17 protein-coding genes and 2 pseudogenes are annotated in these 13,754 nt (G+C 57.2%); 10 read left to right on the top strand and 9 right to left on the bottom strand.

Annotated elements, in window-relative coordinates; translation table 11 throughout:
• Positions 1–403 precede the first annotated feature (403 nt).
• From CR157_RS17145 to CR157_RS22365, 3 genes are all read left to right on the top strand, one after another.
• Positions 404–880, top strand: a complete 477-nt coding sequence (locus tag CR157_RS17145) for a hypothetical protein (RefSeq protein ID WP_110284756.1) — start codon at positions 404–406, stop codon at positions 878–880.
• Positions 881–913: 33 nt separating this feature from the next.
• Entirely contained in the window at positions 914–1,567 is a 654-nt protein-coding gene (locus CR157_RS17140) for a DUF4136 domain-containing protein (protein ID WP_110284755.1), read from the top strand.
• Positions 1,568–1,805: 238 nt separating this feature from the next.
• Complete coding sequence (locus CR157_RS22365; RefSeq protein ID WP_146218715.1) at positions 1,806–2,267, top strand: hypothetical protein; 462 nt, start codon at positions 1,806–1,808, stop codon at positions 2,265–2,267.
• A gap of 860 nt (positions 2,268–3,127) precedes the next feature.
• On the opposite strand, the gene CR157_RS23105 is transcribed toward CR157_RS22365, so the two are convergent.
• A complete protein-coding gene (locus tag CR157_RS23105; protein WP_258364222.1) occupies positions 3,128–3,259 on the bottom strand; it encodes a hypothetical protein in 132 nt (43 codons plus the stop codon).
• Here CR157_RS23105 and CR157_RS17130 point away from each other — a divergent pair.
• The 5 genes and pseudogenes from CR157_RS17130 to CR157_RS17110 form a co-directional block, all read left to right on the top strand.
• Positions 3,237–3,817: pseudogene (locus CR157_RS17130) on the top strand (transposase); the annotation flags it as partial. The gene CR157_RS23105 and the pseudogene CR157_RS17130 overlap by 23 nt on opposite strands.
• A gap of 53 nt (positions 3,818–3,870) precedes the next feature.
• Positions 3,871–4,416: an SLC13 family permease gene (locus tag CR157_RS17125; RefSeq protein WP_110284753.1), complete on the top strand. Its 546-nt coding sequence runs from the start codon at positions 3,871–3,873 to the stop codon at positions 4,414–4,416.
• The gene (locus CR157_RS17120; RefSeq protein WP_181422096.1) at positions 4,410–4,853 is read left to right on the top strand and encodes an SLC13 family permease; all 444 of its coding nucleotides are present in this window, start codon (positions 4,410–4,412) and stop codon (positions 4,851–4,853) included. The genes CR157_RS17125 and CR157_RS17120 overlap by 7 nt, the downstream gene beginning before the upstream one ends.
• 122 nt (positions 4,854–4,975) lie before the next feature.
• Entirely contained in the window at positions 4,976–5,941 is a 966-nt protein-coding gene (locus CR157_RS17115) for a hypothetical protein (RefSeq protein ID WP_110284751.1), read from the top strand.
• Positions 5,942–6,213: 272 nt separating this feature from the next.
• On the top strand, positions 6,214–6,645 hold the full coding sequence (locus tag CR157_RS17110) for a hypothetical protein (RefSeq protein ID WP_219999967.1): 432 nt from the start codon (positions 6,214–6,216) through the stop codon (positions 6,643–6,645).
• A gap of 163 nt (positions 6,646–6,808) precedes the next feature.
• Here CR157_RS17110 and CR157_RS17105 read toward each other — a convergent pair.
• A pseudogene (locus CR157_RS17105) lies at positions 6,809–7,108 on the bottom strand (transposase); the annotation flags it as partial.
• Positions 7,109–7,312: 204 nt separating this feature from the next.
• Between CR157_RS17105 and CR157_RS17100 the strand changes: the two are divergent.
• Positions 7,313–7,840, top strand: coding sequence for a hypothetical protein (locus CR157_RS17100; protein WP_146218714.1), 528 nt, complete (start codon positions 7,313–7,315; stop codon positions 7,838–7,840).
• Positions 7,841–8,054: 214 nt separating this feature from the next.
• On the opposite strand, the gene CR157_RS17095 is transcribed toward CR157_RS17100, so the two are convergent.
• The 5 genes from CR157_RS17095 to CR157_RS17075 all read right to left on the bottom strand — a co-directional run bounded on the left by CR157_RS17095 (position 8,055) and on the right by CR157_RS17075 (position 12,211).
• Complete coding sequence (locus CR157_RS17095; protein WP_110284749.1) at positions 8,055–8,927, bottom strand: DNA replication terminus site-binding protein; 873 nt, start codon at positions 8,925–8,927, stop codon at positions 8,055–8,057.
• Positions 8,928–9,053: 126 nt separating this feature from the next.
• The gene (locus CR157_RS17090) at positions 9,054–9,332 is read right to left on the bottom strand and encodes a DUF1294 domain-containing protein (RefSeq protein ID WP_110284748.1); all 279 of its coding nucleotides are present in this window, start codon (positions 9,330–9,332) and stop codon (positions 9,054–9,056) included.
• Positions 9,333–9,470: 138 nt separating this feature from the next.
• Complete coding sequence (locus tag CR157_RS17085) at positions 9,471–9,773, bottom strand: hypothetical protein (RefSeq protein ID WP_110284747.1); 303 nt, start codon at positions 9,771–9,773, stop codon at positions 9,471–9,473.
• Positions 9,770–10,939 (bottom strand): tyrosine-type recombinase/integrase, encoded by a 1,170-nt coding sequence (locus CR157_RS17080; protein ID WP_110284746.1) that lies wholly within the window; start codon positions 10,937–10,939, stop codon positions 9,770–9,772. Before CR157_RS17080 ends, CR157_RS17085 begins: the two co-directional genes overlap by 4 nt.
• 543 nt (positions 10,940–11,482) lie before the next feature.
• The gene (locus tag CR157_RS17075) at positions 11,483–12,211 is read right to left on the bottom strand and encodes a hypothetical protein (protein WP_110284745.1); all 729 of its coding nucleotides are present in this window, start codon (positions 12,209–12,211) and stop codon (positions 11,483–11,485) included.
• A 203-nt stretch (positions 12,212–12,414) separates the two neighbouring features.
• On the opposite strand from CR157_RS17075, the gene CR157_RS17070 reads away from it, so the two are divergent.
• Positions 12,415–12,792 (top strand): histone-like nucleoid-structuring protein, MvaT/MvaU family, encoded by a 378-nt coding sequence (locus CR157_RS17070; protein WP_110284744.1) that lies wholly within the window; start codon positions 12,415–12,417, stop codon positions 12,790–12,792.
• Between the two features lie 181 nt (positions 12,793–12,973).
• On the opposite strand, the gene CR157_RS17065 is transcribed toward CR157_RS17070, so the two are convergent.
• On the bottom strand, positions 12,974–13,237 hold the full coding sequence (locus tag CR157_RS17065; protein WP_110284743.1) for a hypothetical protein: 264 nt from the start codon (positions 13,235–13,237) through the stop codon (positions 12,974–12,976).
• Between the two features lie 178 nt (positions 13,238–13,415).
• Positions 13,416–13,724 carry a hypothetical protein gene (locus CR157_RS22360; RefSeq protein ID WP_146218713.1) on the bottom strand — a complete coding sequence of 103 codons (309 nt, stop codon included), beginning with the start codon at positions 13,722–13,724 and terminating at the stop codon, positions 13,416–13,418.
• Between the last annotated feature and the right edge of the window lie 30 nt (positions 13,725–13,754).

Here is a 13,754-nt window from a genome sequence, read left to right as displayed (position 1 = left end):
GCCGAGACCGGACCCGCGTTCATCCGGAGTACACGCCCGGCGCCCCTTAACTCAAGCATTATATCAGCACATGATGAAGGACCGCTTCTGGCCGAATTGAGAACATCAGACTTTGCTGATGGGGGTGCCTGCGGCAGCTAATGTTCGAGGCTGTGTGAAAACGCTTGGAGCGTCTCGGGCCGGTCAAAATTGATCAAAAATGGTGCTCTCTCGCGCATTCTGAGGTAGTTGCAAGGCAAATTCTCTCCAGATTTCGCGTACAAGCACCATCTTCAGGAGAGCCGAGGAGTTTTCACACAGCCTGGATCCACCGTGGACGTCCCAGCAAAGACTGCCAGCATGATAGTACAATAATAGAGTGCGCAGTCTAATCACTGTTAGCCGTCATTGGTCGAGGTCTCCGATGGAACCGAAGGACATCGCTTACGCTGTAGGCATATTTCTCACCTTCGCAATCGGCGTTTGGAATCTTGTACAGAACTACCGGAATACGCGCCGAACGAATTTCATCAACACCGTTACCAGTCAACGTGTGAAGTGGATCGAACAGCTCCGTCAGGACATCTCGACGTTCTCTGGCCTTACGTACACGTGGTCCGCCTCGAATATGGAAGGGAAGCCTCAGGAACCCGAGATGGTTCGGGAGATTGACCGGCTCCGGCACGTAATTCGCCTGCGTCTGAATCCGCGAGGAAAACACGATAGCCGGATAGAAACGTTACTGGAAGAGATACCGAAGTACACCGATCCAGGCCAGAGCGCGAAGCTCGCGGCAGCATTGACAGACCTTACAACCACAACTCAGTTACTTCTCACGGAGGAGTGGGAAAAGGTGAAGAAGGAATCAGAGTATGGCAACCTTCAGAGCGGTAACGGATAACTCAGGCGTTAAGTGGCAAAGGAGTCCTCTCATATGAAACCAAATGTGACAGTTTTTGCCCTGGCGCTTTCGGTCCTGCTTTTATCTGGATGCGCCGGGTTCGTCAGGTCTGATGTCGCAGTATTTCACCAGCTCGGCGAAACGCCAGCTCCGAAAACATATCTCCTTGTCCCGCTAAGAGGACAGGAAAGTAGCCTTGAGTACAAGACCTATGCTGAGCTAGTCCGCAAAGAACTCGGTAAATATCAGTACAGAGAAGTATCAGGAGACGAAATACCTAATGTTGTAATCGCTTTCAGTTACGGCATTGACAGTGGAAGAGAAAAGCTTGATTCCATCCCTGTCTTTGGTCAAACAGGCGTCTCATCCTCCACCACATACGGTACGCTGAGCACTTATGGAAATTACGGAACATATTCCGGCACTACAACCTACACGCCGAACTACGGCATAGTTGGTTCTTCCACCGTATCGAGAACGGAATATGGTCGAGGTCTCTGGCTATATATCATTGACGCGAGCAGCGTAGGGACGGAAACCCTTAACGTTCTATATGAAGGAAGCGTCAGGAGTTCCGGCTCATCATCCCAGCTATCACGAGTGATGCCAGCGATGATAGAAGCTCTCTTCAAATCATTTCCTGGAAAAAGTGGCGAAACAAGAAGAGTGCTGGTTCCAATGCAGTGAGCGAATTGCCACTTAATAAGCACGTGGAGTCAGACTCTCGACGTTGGCGCTTCGCTCCACCTCCGCTCGCCGTTCACACGAAGCGTTATATGAGGACTCTCTGGAAGTCCGCTTCTGGCCGCATGCCGAACTTCAGACTATGACTGTGCTGTTGGACTAGGTGCGGCAACTGATGACCCTAAGCGGCAGGTCCGGACAATGCAGCCAGCGCGCTCATTGGTGTTATGCGGAGGTCTAAATGTATAGACATGAGATATCGCGTTTTACACTAGCGATCTGGTTATTGTTGCTGACGCAGGTCGCTGCAGCTGAATCCTCGAGAATTTTAACCTGCACGGTTAGTGGGGACTCAAAACTCGAGCAACGAGTTGTGAAGCTAACAGTTATTCCACCAAAGCCCAATGAGAATCTCAATCTATGGGCTCTGACCGAAAAGAATGAGCCTGGAGTGCTGATCAAACAAGCTGTCGGTAAAGGAGAGATTGAAGTAGACTACGGCGGCCATACAGAACGGCGAGATTTGTTTTTCTTGAGTATCGGAAATGAGAATGGCTCATCACACGTCGCGTTTTGGTTGAGAGAGGGAGTGTTTCAGCATCCGAATTTTATCATAGTTGATGTATGGAAACCTGATATCTCGGTCCAGCTTATGGAAAGCGTGGAGCCCCAGCCGTATCTGACAGGAAATTGCAGTAGGTAAATATATGGTTGCGTGCCAGAGGAACGAGATAGCGGATAAACCGCATAACCCGATGTCGACCTTCGCCACGCTCCGCCTGAGGGCCAATCGCTTTCGGAACTGCGGCTCCCAGGCCATTTTCTCCAAGTCGATCCTGATTCGCCGGGCTGACGACCGATCACCGACTTGGTATCAAAGGTGACGACATGTGGGCGCTAAATCCGATACAGTATTCGACGCTGACAAATAACCTAATTTAGGGCGCCGAGATGCGAAGTTTTTTCAAGAGGTGGTTTTTAGCGATTATGAAGGTGATGATATTAATCGTCGATACATTTGAAGAGTCTATCATTACCAACGTAAGATACGATGACCAGTTAAAGAGAGAGGTGGTAAAAGAGAGGTTTAGGGTTTTTGTAGGATATATTGTCATTGTTATTTTGATGACGCAGTTGTTCCATTTTTTTTCCTGACAAGGATGATTTTTCATCAACAAAAGAAGCTCTTTCTGGCTTCGTTATGGGCAACCTGGTTGGTGTGTTGCTATACATTGCTCGCGATAGGAATCCTGCTCTGAGTTGGAAGGGGTTAGAGTATCAGGATAAATTTATTTTGATAGGCATAGCGATTGTGGGACTTGTTTTACCAGGTGTTTTGTTGTCGGGTCGCTTAGGGTTTCCAGCTACGGTAGGTGGATTAACAGCATACACTGTAACTTTACCATTTTTCTACGAGCGATGGAGAAATGCTCGGATCGATGAAATCAATGATGTAAAGATCCAGATAGAAGTTGAGAGGCAGGTAGAAGCTAAGATTTGCGAGGGTTGCTCAAGGTATAAAGTCGATAGGTAACTTTCAAGGATGTTGGGGGTTTGCGTACATCATCCCGGCTTATTCATGAGGGTGGCCTGAAAACGAAGATAGCGGATGGTATTCTCTTGAGAAATCAGTACGTTCCACCAAGAACCTGATTCAAGAGGACCATCCGCTATGGGTGAAACTGTATCCACCATGACGCCCTCCTTCAATGGCTCTGTCCGCGTCGAGCTGAGCGGCCAGCGCACCACCAGCGACAGCGGTGCCTTGCACCTGCGTGAAGCCCTCGACAGCAGCGGCGTCATCGCCGCGCTTGAGGACCATCTGGTCGATCCACGTGATCCGCAGCGAGTCCGTCACTCGCTGGCCAGCCAACTGCGCACCGTGGTTTGCAGCGGGCCATGGGCTGGATCGATCTCAGCGATACCACCACGCTTCGGCGTGACCCGCTCTGGCAACTGGCCTGCAGCGATGCGCGTGGGACGACACCTTTGGCGCAGGACCGTCCGTCTCAAGCCCCGTTGTCGCGGCTGCTGGCGTGCCTGGGCAGTGACGACAACATTGATGTTGTCCACGAGAGCCTGCTACGGCTGGCGATCTGGCGACTGACCTCGCTGAATGGCGGCGAACGGCCGAAACGCCTGACGCTGGATATCGACGGCCTGCCGATCGAGGTGTTCGGCCAGCAGGGTGGGTCGGTCTTCCATGGCCATGTCGGCGCGCGCATCTACTCGCCGCTGATCGCGTCGCTCGCCAGTTATTGGCAAGAAACGAGATTTGTGGCTCCATCATCGCCCTGGTGAAGTCGATGGGTAACGGCGAGGACACGCCGAAGTTCTCCGCCGCGGTGCTGCTCGGGATCGCCTACGCCATCACCATCGGATCCATGGCCACTCTGATTGGCCAGCCGCCCATGGCATTGATGCGCGCCTACATGGAGGACTCCCACGGTTTGTCCATCGGCTTCGGTCACTGGATGCTGATGGGCGTGCCGTTCTCCTTCGCCATGCTGCTGGCATGGTTCGTGCTCAACAAGCTGGTGTTCCGCGCCGAGGTCGATGATATCCGGGGTGGCCGGCAGTTGATCGAGACCGAACTTAAGAGCATGGGCCGGCTGACGCTGGAAGAGCGCCGTGTGCTGATGGTCTTCGCCGGCGCCGTGTTCTGCTGGGTATTCCTGCCGCTGATTGCCAAGATTCCGGTGGTGCAGGTCGCGATGCCCTGGCTGTCGAACATCAACGAAACCAGCGTGGCGATCCTCGCGGCCATACTGATGTTCGTGATTCCAGCATCGAAGGGGAAGGGGCCCTGCTGGAGTGGTCGGCCACCCACGACGTGCCCTGGGGCGTGCTGATCCTGTTCGGGGGCGGACTGACCCTCTCCGCCCAGTTCACCGCCACCGGCCTGAGTGCCTGGATCGGCGAGAGCGTCTCTGGCCTGGCCGGCATGCCGCCGATACTGGTACTGGTGGTCACGGCGGTGGTGATCATCCTCCTCACCGAACTGACCAGCAACACTGCCACGGCCGCGGCGTTCTTCCCGATCATGGGCGCCATCGACGTCGGACTGGGGATCGAGACCTTCCTGATGACCATCGTGGTGACCTTCGCCGTCAGCTGCGCATTCATGCTGCCGGTGGCAACGCCCTCCAATGCCGTCGCCTTCGCCACGGGGAATCTGCCGATACGCCACATGATCCGTGCCGGCATCTGGCTCAACATGATCGGCCTGCTGGTGATCATGGTGGCGCTCTACACCATCTTCCCCCTGGTGTTCGACGTCGCGTTCTGAGCATGCACGCAGGGTATCGACGGCGCCCGAGTGGCGCCGTCCTCGCGTCTGGTGTCTGTCAGTTGCTCGATACCGCCGCTGGTGTACCCTGACGCCATCGCTTTCCCCTCGACGAGCCGCGTATGACCCAGGCCACCTATCGCCACTACCCCAGCTTCACCCGCCGCTATGTCCGCTCGGTCATGAAGATGCTGGGCCTGCCCAAGAAGCCCCGGATCGAGGCTGAGATCTTCGGAGAGATGGTGCACGACGAGCAGGTTGTCCACTCCATCAATGGCGAGATCCTGATGCTGGAGTGGCATCACGGCCGCGAGGGCAGGGTGGTGGTGCCGGAGCCGTCGCTGTCGGAATGGCTGCAGACGGTGCAGCTCAGCAGGGTCCAGGGCGACGCCTGGTCGTGGCCCTGGGAGTTCAGCTCCCTGTCGTTCCCAGCCAAGCAGATCTTCCACGGTCATTCGGTGCACGGCGCCCTGGTGGCGTGGCTGGACTCGACCATGCTACCGGCCCGCTACGAGGCCTTCCTTAGCGCCCACGGCAACATGCACGGCGTGGACATGCAGGGGCTCGGCGACCCGTGGCTGATCGTCGCCATCCACAACCCGCTGGACACTCGGCCCGGCCTGAATCCGACCATGCTGCGCGGTGCCTTCCGACCCTCGCAAATCACCGACTTCATCAACCGCGAGGCCATCGAGCATGCCGGCGGACATGCCCAGCCGCTGGCCGACCAGGAGGGCATGATCCTGCGCGCAGTGGTGCGCTACGTGCTGTCGCTTGGCATGTACCTCTCGGCCTACCCTGAAGCTCTGTCGTCCGGCGTGCCGGGCTGGATGAAGAACAAGCACCCGGAGGGACGTAAGGGCGTGCCCTTCGCCCATATCGGCTACGACCGTGAGGACCGCGAGCTCAAGGCTGCCATGACCGCCCCGCGCACGGTAGCGCCGTACTGGCGGCAGCTGCGCGACGAGCGCTTCTACCGAGGCAAGTGGGCCGACCATCGGCGCGGCAGCCGCTACGTTCTGGTCAGCGGCTACGAGGTGGGGGGCGACAGGACGGTGGGCGTGGGGGCAGCCGACCAGGTGACTTGAGCCGGCGGCAGACTCCCGCGGCCATACTGGGTGACATGCCGATCTCAGGGAGGAGAGCCTTATGATGGCGCACACCCACCTGAAGGCCCGTCAGCGGGCCGAGCGCCATGCCCATGCCGAAGGCTCGCCCTGCGAATCCATCGAGCGCTGAGCTGGCTGCAGCGCGCCGATGAGTGCGACGACGAGGACGGCCGCTTCATCTTCCTGTGGATCGCCTCAATGCTGCCTACGCCAATGACCTCGGCGACATGCGAATTGCCGAGGAACGCCTTTTGGGGGAGTTTCTGCAGCGCCTGAGCCGGCTGGACGAGCAGAACCGACTCTACGAGCTGGCCTGGCGGCGGTATCCCACCGCCATTCGCCTGTTGCTGAATAACCGCTACGTCTTCCAGCCCTACTGGGATCACCAGAACGGGCTCGCCGGCAGCGACGACTGGGAGGAGCGCTTTGCCGCGGTCAGGCTTGCGGCCAATGCCGCCCTGGCCCACCACGACACCTGTACCGTGCTGAGCATCGTCATCCAGCGGCTCTATACGCTGCGCAACCAGCTGATCCACGGCGGGGCGACCTGGGGCAGCTCGGTGAACCGCGAGCAGCTGCAAGACGCCAACGGGATCATGGGCGACGTGGTGCCGGTGATCATCGAGATCTTGCTGGACAACGCCGGCGAGCACAGGGGCGATGCCTGCTACCCGGTGCGCTGACCGGAGACATACACCATGCAGGAGGTGAACATGAAAGCCAGTGCCTGGCGGGGAGGCTCCCGCATCAATCCGACCTACGGCATCCGTGTGGGGGAGGCCAACAGGGTGGCTTATTTCAAACAAGGCTGGACCAGTATCGAGGTGTCCACTGATGCTGGGCAAGATCACTACAGACCAGATACCACAGCGGATCGTTGTGTAGCGTGGTGGTGTCGCTCAGATCGATCCACCCTATGGCCCGCTGCACGATGATCGTACTCAGCTGACTGGCCAGCGAATGATGAATACGTAGCGGATCGCGGGCATCGACCAGGTGAGTTTCCAACGCGTCGATGACGCCACTGCGATCAAGGGCCTCGCGCAGCAGTAACGCGCCAGAATCACTGCTCGTGGAGTGGCCACTCTGTTGGACGCTGACAGAGCCGTTGCAGGAGGAAGTCCAGGGAGATACGCTTTCACCCATGGCGAATGGCCTCTTGGAATCGTGTTCTTTCCGGAACTGACTGATTCCGTTTGAGAATACCATTCGCCTTCTTCTTTTTCAGGCCCGCCTGGTGAATAACCCGGGTTGAACACGTAAGCAAACGTATGGGGACGGGGAATGGGTAGGTGGATTGCATGTGCGTTGGCGTTGGCCCTGGCGGGGTGCGCGGCTAACCAGAAGACCATGAGCCGTGATGAGTTTATCAACACGACCCAGAGGAGTTACGAAGGCGTCACAGAGCGGGAGTTCTATCAAGCGGCGGAGCGACTTTTCACGCTCTCGGATGGTGATGACACGACCTTTGCGTACCCTGGCGAGCATTCGATGGTGGCCCAGCGCAATTGGATGATCTATCTCGTTCTATCCTTCACACAAGGCACTCATACCTGGCAAATCGCGACTGAGCCGACTGATACAGGTCTCGACGCCACCGTCTATGCATCCATACAGTCGGGGGCAGTGCATGGCATGATAGGAGGAAGGGGTGGCGCCTCCACGAGCACAATCCCCACAATGCAGAACATCGTGAACACCCCGGCGGTTTACGAGTTGTTCTGGTCGCGTATGGATTATCTTCTCGGCAAGAGCGAAAGCTGGCCGACCTGCGACGACTGGAAGGCGAAGCTGCGTCAGGGCGAAACCTACGGCCTAATTGAGCCACTTTGTTTGGCAGCAAACACCGATGACCTCTTGCCCGAAGAGCTGAGATAACCCCAGGCGTTCAGCCACCAGCCTGCGTAAAGTTGGCGAACATGGTGGCCCATTTCGACCAGATGGGGATCGTGGAGGTGCGGCCAGGACCCAGTGGGGGTGACCCGACATCCTGTCGCTGATGCAGGTCGAAAACAGGGGAGGCCGCGACATGACGCCCTGGAGGATTTGCCCCCGCCGCAACAGTCGGAGGGCGTGGGAAAAAGGGCAGGGGTCAGGCGGCCACGCCCTTGTAGCGGTAGATCCTCAGGGACCGCAGGAAGGGCTCTTGCTCGAGGCGTTCATCGCTCCGCACCTTGCGGGTACGTTCCTCCGGCGGGAACGGAGGGGGCTGATTGTGATGCGGTAGCTTCCCGTTCTCGCTGGGGATGAAGAGGGGCAGGGCGAGGTTCATGGCCCGCCGGATCCGGCCATCGCGCAGCGGCTCCTCGTAGAAGAGGTTCACCCGCATCAGCGGCGCCTGATGCTGCACCTGGGCGAGCGGTTCGCTGGATGGCAGACCGGCCAGGGCCCGGAGCTGGATCTGGACGTGCGGCTGCTCGGCACCCAGGCCAATGAGCATCTGTTCTGCCTCGCGTATGGTGACCCGGCGGATCGACCGGCCGCTGGTGTACCAGGCCAGCCGTACCCGCTGCAGAGGCTGCTCGGCCGCGGGGATGTGGCGCCAGCACTGCTTCAGGTGCAGGCGTGCCAGGCCCGACCCCTTCATGTGGTCATGCAGGTACGGGTGGCGGTACGGGAGAGAGGCCTTGAGCTCTGCGATCATCCGCTGGTCCTCGTCCTTGATGGCTGCGAGGGTGTCGGCAAAGGTGTGCTTCGCGGCATTCACGCGGCCTACGGCCTCCATTACCGGCTCTGACGCGGCCATGAGGCCGACATAGGGCCGGGTGGTTCGACCGTCCTGGCCGTCGATGTACCAGAAGTCAAGGAGGGCGGACGCCAACCAGTCGGCGTCGGGGCGCGGGGCGTCCAGGGCCCATGCCTCGCCGGGATGTGCTCGACAGATCTCCACGAGTTCACCGGAGGCTTCAACGACCTGGTCGAAGGCCTCCTCGATGTCGTGCAGGAGCTTGTACTGACGGTTCATCGGCGCCTCCCGAGAACTGTATGTCCCAACAGTATAGCGCGATGAACAGCATTTACACCAAATCACTCTTGAAAAAGGCGTGAAATGATCGCAGAGAAGCCTCGCCGTATCGTCAGTACGGAGAGGTCACATTCCCCGAGGTAGGATCAGGCCAATACCGGCAACGAGGACCAGGTTAGCGATCGAGGTAAAGGCCAGTTTCCTCCCAAAGCCGGGCTTCCGGGTCTTGTGCCGGAAGAGATGGCGAGCAAGGTAGCTGCCGGGCCAACCTCCAAGGAATGACACCGTGAAGAGCTTCGTCTCTGCGGTGCGATATGCGCCGCGTTGTGCAGACGCCTTATCCCACCAGAACATCATGATCGCGATGAGACTGAAGCCGGCGTACCAGGTAGCAATGTAGTGCATGATGGCCTTGCGAAGACATAAGGTCGTGGCCGGGGGCTTACCCCCATGCCACAAACCGGAAAGATCGGACAGTTTCAGGGGCGAACGTCAACCAGCCGGTACAGAGCTAGCCATGTCCGCCATGGGAAGGTCTAGGGATCAGTAGCTCACCACTTTGGAAGGCTGGTAATGGTGAATCCAATCGGCCAGGGTTCGCTGCTGGTGTTCGGTACAGGTGGCGAAGCCTGAAAACTGCTCGTTGGCAACTTTGAGCTCGTTGAATCGGCCCAGCGAGTCGCGGTAGTAGAGGCGCCGCTTACCAATGCCACCCAGGAGGTTGCTGACGCGCTGAACCACGTTCTCGGCGTCATTGGCGACCGATCTACCGCCGTCATCACGGTCAGCAATCATCACGAACATGTCCGTCTCAAGCAGGACATCAAAGCTCGCTTCCATCTTCATGGTTCCCCTCGCATTCCCGTCGATTTACCAAACCGGTTGGCGTTTATCTTGGCCGCCTTTTTCCGGTATTCGCTGCTCTCGTCAAAGAGATAGGTCTCAGTGGTGATGGCTGAGGCATGACCCAGCAGGATCTGGATCTCGCGAATGGTCATGCCCGAGTTGTAGAGGTCCGTCGCGAACGTCCGCCGTAGATCGTGGGGCGCAATGCTGACACCAATCAGGTTCCCTGCCTTCTCGCGGATGGTATCCAGACGGAGGTTGATGGTCGATTCACTCAGCCCCTTCTTGGTGATGCGCGGCGTGTCGCGGTTGTTCCAGATGGGGGTAAACAGTGCCCCCGGCTGGTGCCCGCGGTACCGGTCAAGGTAATCCGCCAGGCGATCCCAGACGCTGGCAGGGATCTCGAGTACCCGGTCCTTGTTGCCCTTGCCGGTGATCTTCACTTCGCGGGTGCGCTCATCGATGTCCTCGATCTGCACCCCCACCAGCTCTGCGCGGCGCATGCCGGTTGACGCCAAGAGGGCTACCATCAGGCCGTCTCGACAGTGTAGAGCGGAATCGACCGAATCACATACATCCAGCAGCGCACGTATCACTTGTTCGGGATGGGCCCGGCCGCCGGGCAGCCGCTTGTACTTCAGTGCCTTGACCGAGCGGATTCGCTCGACGTCCTCATAGGCCATCTGCTTGAGACCCCAGGCCTCCTGGGCGACCCCGCGCAGCAGGGCGCGATAGGTGTTGCGCGTTGCGGGGCTCAGGTCCTTGTCGCGTTCTGCCTCCGCCTTGCGCTGGAGGTTGAAGATGATGTCGCTGACGATGTCCTGGGTGAGGTCCTCCCAGTGGACATAGTCCATGGGGAAGAGCTGCTCGGGGTGGACCTTTCGAGAGTCGCCATCCAATGACAGTTTCGGTGGCTTCGGGGCGCCGAGCATCAGGGCCACGCGGTTCAGCTGACTGCGCTTGCTGACCCGGGAGGTCTGGGCGGCCTGGGCACGGAGGTGACGGAACGCCGGATTCTTGCCGCGAGGCAGCGGGACCGGTGAGATCCGAATCGGGATCTCGTCATAATCGACAACCCGGTGGCCATGGGTGATGTGAACGGCGGTGGTGGGTACCGATGACGGCGAGTGGCTGGCCGCAGGAATTACATGGTGGTCATCGTCCATGACGAAGTCCTCATTCCGCTGGGGGCCATGGAGCCAGGCTGACAGGTGCCCTGCTCTCTGGCTAATTCAATCTATTTATAACAGGTATTATATCAATATTGAATACAGGGTAGACGAACCCTCCAGGCCTGTCACCTACCCTCTTGGGCGCGTTGGGCGCACCACTTCGTGACCGACGGGTCTGTGATCCTGCCGGGGCTTTCGTCCGGCCAGTCGATCGCCATCGTATCTGAGCAGTCTATGCTCGCCATTTCTATTTCTATTCAGTGGCTTAGGTGACTATCCACACACAATCTGGCGGGCGCTACGCCAAATCTGAGCCGCCACCAGGGGTGTAGTGCCCTGGATTTCGCGTAGAAGCGCGTTTTTGGTGGCCGTTGACCGCGTCTACGGAGGCTTATGCCAGGCGGCGTCGGTCATGACCGCTCCTCGCCATCGATCGGAACCCATGCTTTGTGCTGACCAGGAAGTGTCAGTTATGCCCGGGTTATTTCGGTAGCCCCTAACTTCTGTGGAGTTGAGCTAACGGTATATAGCTGATTGCTACTTGCCCTGACTAGCGCCTTTCCGGAATACAGTGACGAGCGTCTTGCGGCCATTATCAGCCACAACCAGATATACAAACCGGCTGTCAGGATGCCCCCAGGCCTCGACGTTATCGGCCCTGCCGTGGCGCATGGCCTTATGAAGTAGTGCCTTCCTAGGGATCTCGACTCGTATCAAGTTCGGGTTCAAAAGCCTGGTTGTAAGGCTGCGCCAGGGGTTGCTCATCTCGTCTCCAGGATGGCGCTCTTCGTAGCGTTTCACTGCATGCCGCGTGATGTAAATCCGACCCAGCGCGGGAGTGTCGAGATACTCATGGATATCTAAATCATTGATACTGACAGTTATATCACGACTGTCACCATCACGGGCCATTTCTACCCATTCTGAGTTTCGGCTTACATCAATGTGGACACCCTCCATTCTTTGCCTCAGGAAAGCAGCATAGGGAAGTAAGTGCTTCTTGGAAGACCTTCCTTGGACAAGTTTCTTAATCGCCCCTTTCGACACCTTCAATGAATATCCTTTGCTGGAAGAGGGAACCCTGTCGAAGACTTGCTCCTCAAACAGTAAGTGCCTTAGGGCTACCAGCTCCGCAGCGATCTCGAGATCCTGGACGATGTCAGGGAGTGTCACATTCAAGACACCATGGCGAGAGTAGCCGGTCCACCAAGCAACGGAAACAGTTTGGTCAGAAAGGTCGATGGCTCGGGTTTCTATCTGCATCATGTTGATATTCCTGTGTTATTCCGGATGGGGTCGAGTTTCCTACAGCCACCCGTGGTTGTCGGTTCGGTTCCAGTATACCGGCTTGCCTGAGGATGCAAGGGCCGGCTGTAAGCGTCATGTGCATGTCCCGCTGTTCCATACTACATGTATCTGTTGTATAACGGTGACGCCAGCTTTCAATTCATTCAGATAGGTATGACGCCATGAGCTCACTGATCACCAAGTATACGGCGATGGAGCAACAGCTCCAGCACCTCAAGGAAGAAATGGCAAAGTTGGAGTCCGACCAACGTCTCCAGAGAGAGCTGGAGTTCAAGGACAAGCTTGTCAGCCTGATGAAGGAATTCGACAAGTCCGCTGCTGATGTATTTGCGTTGCTTGATCCCAGCGGTGCCGCTTCCAACAAGAGTGGATCTAAACGCCAGACTCAGCGTCGCAAACGGAAGTTGAAGGTTTATAAGAACCCTAATACGGGTGAGGTAGTTGAAACTCGCGGAGGGAATCAGAAAACATTAAAGGCCTGGAAGGAAGAATTCGGCGACGAAACCGTGGAGTCTTGGCTTGTCCGAGTCGAGGATTAGAGATAAAAAAACGCCAGGGGTTATCCCTGGCGTTTTGTTACAACCACTGAGTCACTGTTCTTCGTCATGACAGTCGTCTCTCACCAACAGCCGTAAAGCCTGAATGATGAAGTAGCCTCCTACCGAGAGAATCAGTAAAGCGCATGCTCCTACCGTAAGATAGAATGCGGAACTCATGGTATTACTCCTTGAGTTTAACTCTTTCTGCCAGGGCATGCAGCGCAATGGCTACTGCCCAGATGGCGAACCCCACCCCGAACAGGAAGGCGGCACCAGCTATGGTGAAGCTTCCGGTCGGATTGAAGACTGCGACAAGCCCTGCGGACATTGCACCAAGACCAATCTTGCGAAGGTCCCCTGCAACCACCTTGATAGTCCCTGCGCCGACTTTTGGAGGGCGAGCTTTTAACCAGCGAAGTAATTTGCGTTTCATTTTGAGCAACATAGGCGTCTCCTTTTTCATAAATAAGGAGAAGCCTTCCCCCGTGAGGGGTCAGGCCCCTCCGAGGGTTGAACTGCGAACCTATCGCAGCTGTATGGGTACTCAACTTCATACCCGAATAACTCAGCACCATGGGAATTCCAACGTTGCTGGTGGATTAACCGCAATCGTGCGGATCATTTCAGTGCTTGATGACCTTGATATCAGCTATCCCACCCCGTTGGGTAAGAAGTTGGCTGAGCAGGTCGGCCGCCACATCGGCGAACGGCCCATCTGCAGTCACGGCATTGTTCATGGCAATGGCCACGTTTAAACGCAGACATTGCCCCCAATCCATATCATTCCAGCGCTCTTGCATGAGCGCTACGTACTCCTGGCGCCCTCCATTCCAGCCGGTAGGCGGGCAGAAGGGATCATCGAGGCATGCACCTGGTTGAGTATGTACCTCGCGATAGGACCCGAATCCTCGGGGAAAATCATGGGTATTCATATCAATCTCCTTAGTGGACCTCCCTCCCCT

It is taken from the genome of Halomonas sp. LBP4 (assembly GCF_003202205.1).
Lineage (GTDB): Bacteria > Pseudomonadota > Gammaproteobacteria > Pseudomonadales > Halomonadaceae > Halomonas > Halomonas flagellata.
The sequence above is the reverse complement of the archived record's forward strand: the minus strand, read 5'-3'. Positions and strand labels throughout refer to the sequence as shown.

What these genes read in the sequence shown, in the direction of transcription:
- CR157_RS17145 (WP_110284756.1), top strand. Translation starts at nt 404, where the DNA reads ATGGAACCGAAGGACATCGCTTACGCTGTAGGCATATTTCTCACCTTC.
- CR157_RS17140 (WP_110284755.1), top strand. Translation starts at nt 914, where the DNA reads ATGAAACCAAATGTGACAGTTTTTGCCCTGGCGCTTTCGGTCCTGCTT.
- CR157_RS22365 (WP_146218715.1), top strand. Translation starts at nt 1,806, where the DNA reads ATGTATAGACATGAGATATCGCGTTTTACACTAGCGATCTGGTTATTG.
- CR157_RS23105 (WP_258364222.1), bottom strand. Translation starts at nt 3,259, where the DNA reads ATGGTGGATACAGTTTCACCCATAGCGGATGGTCCTCTTGAATCAGGT.
- CR157_RS17125 (WP_110284753.1), top strand. Translation starts at nt 3,871, where the DNA reads ATGGGTAACGGCGAGGACACGCCGAAGTTCTCCGCCGCGGTGCTGCTC.
- CR157_RS17115 (WP_110284751.1), top strand. Translation starts at nt 4,976, where the DNA reads ATGACCCAGGCCACCTATCGCCACTACCCCAGCTTCACCCGCCGCTAT.
- CR157_RS17100 (WP_146218714.1), top strand. Translation starts at nt 7,313, where the DNA reads ATGAGCCGTGATGAGTTTATCAACACGACCCAGAGGAGTTACGAAGGC.
- CR157_RS17095 (WP_110284749.1), bottom strand. Translation starts at nt 8,927, where the DNA reads ATGAACCGTCAGTACAAGCTCCTGCACGACATCGAGGAGGCCTTCGAC.
- CR157_RS17090 (WP_110284748.1), bottom strand. Translation starts at nt 9,332, where the DNA reads ATGCACTACATTGCTACCTGGTACGCCGGCTTCAGTCTCATCGCGATC.
- CR157_RS17085 (WP_110284747.1), bottom strand. Translation starts at nt 9,773, where the DNA reads ATGAAGATGGAAGCGAGCTTTGATGTCCTGCTTGAGACGGACATGTTC.
- CR157_RS17080 (WP_110284746.1), bottom strand. Translation starts at nt 10,939, where the DNA reads ATGGACGATGACCACCATGTAATTCCTGCGGCCAGCCACTCGCCGTCA.
- CR157_RS17075 (WP_110284745.1), bottom strand. Translation starts at nt 12,211, where the DNA reads ATGATGCAGATAGAAACCCGAGCCATCGACCTTTCTGACCAAACTGTT.
- CR157_RS17070 (WP_110284744.1), top strand. Translation starts at nt 12,415, where the DNA reads ATGAGCTCACTGATCACCAAGTATACGGCGATGGAGCAACAGCTCCAG.
- CR157_RS17065 (WP_110284743.1), bottom strand. Translation starts at nt 13,237, where the DNA reads ATGTTGCTCAAAATGAAACGCAAATTACTTCGCTGGTTAAAAGCTCGC.
- CR157_RS22360 (WP_146218713.1), bottom strand. Translation starts at nt 13,724, where the DNA reads ATGAATACCCATGATTTTCCCCGAGGATTCGGGTCCTATCGCGAGGTA.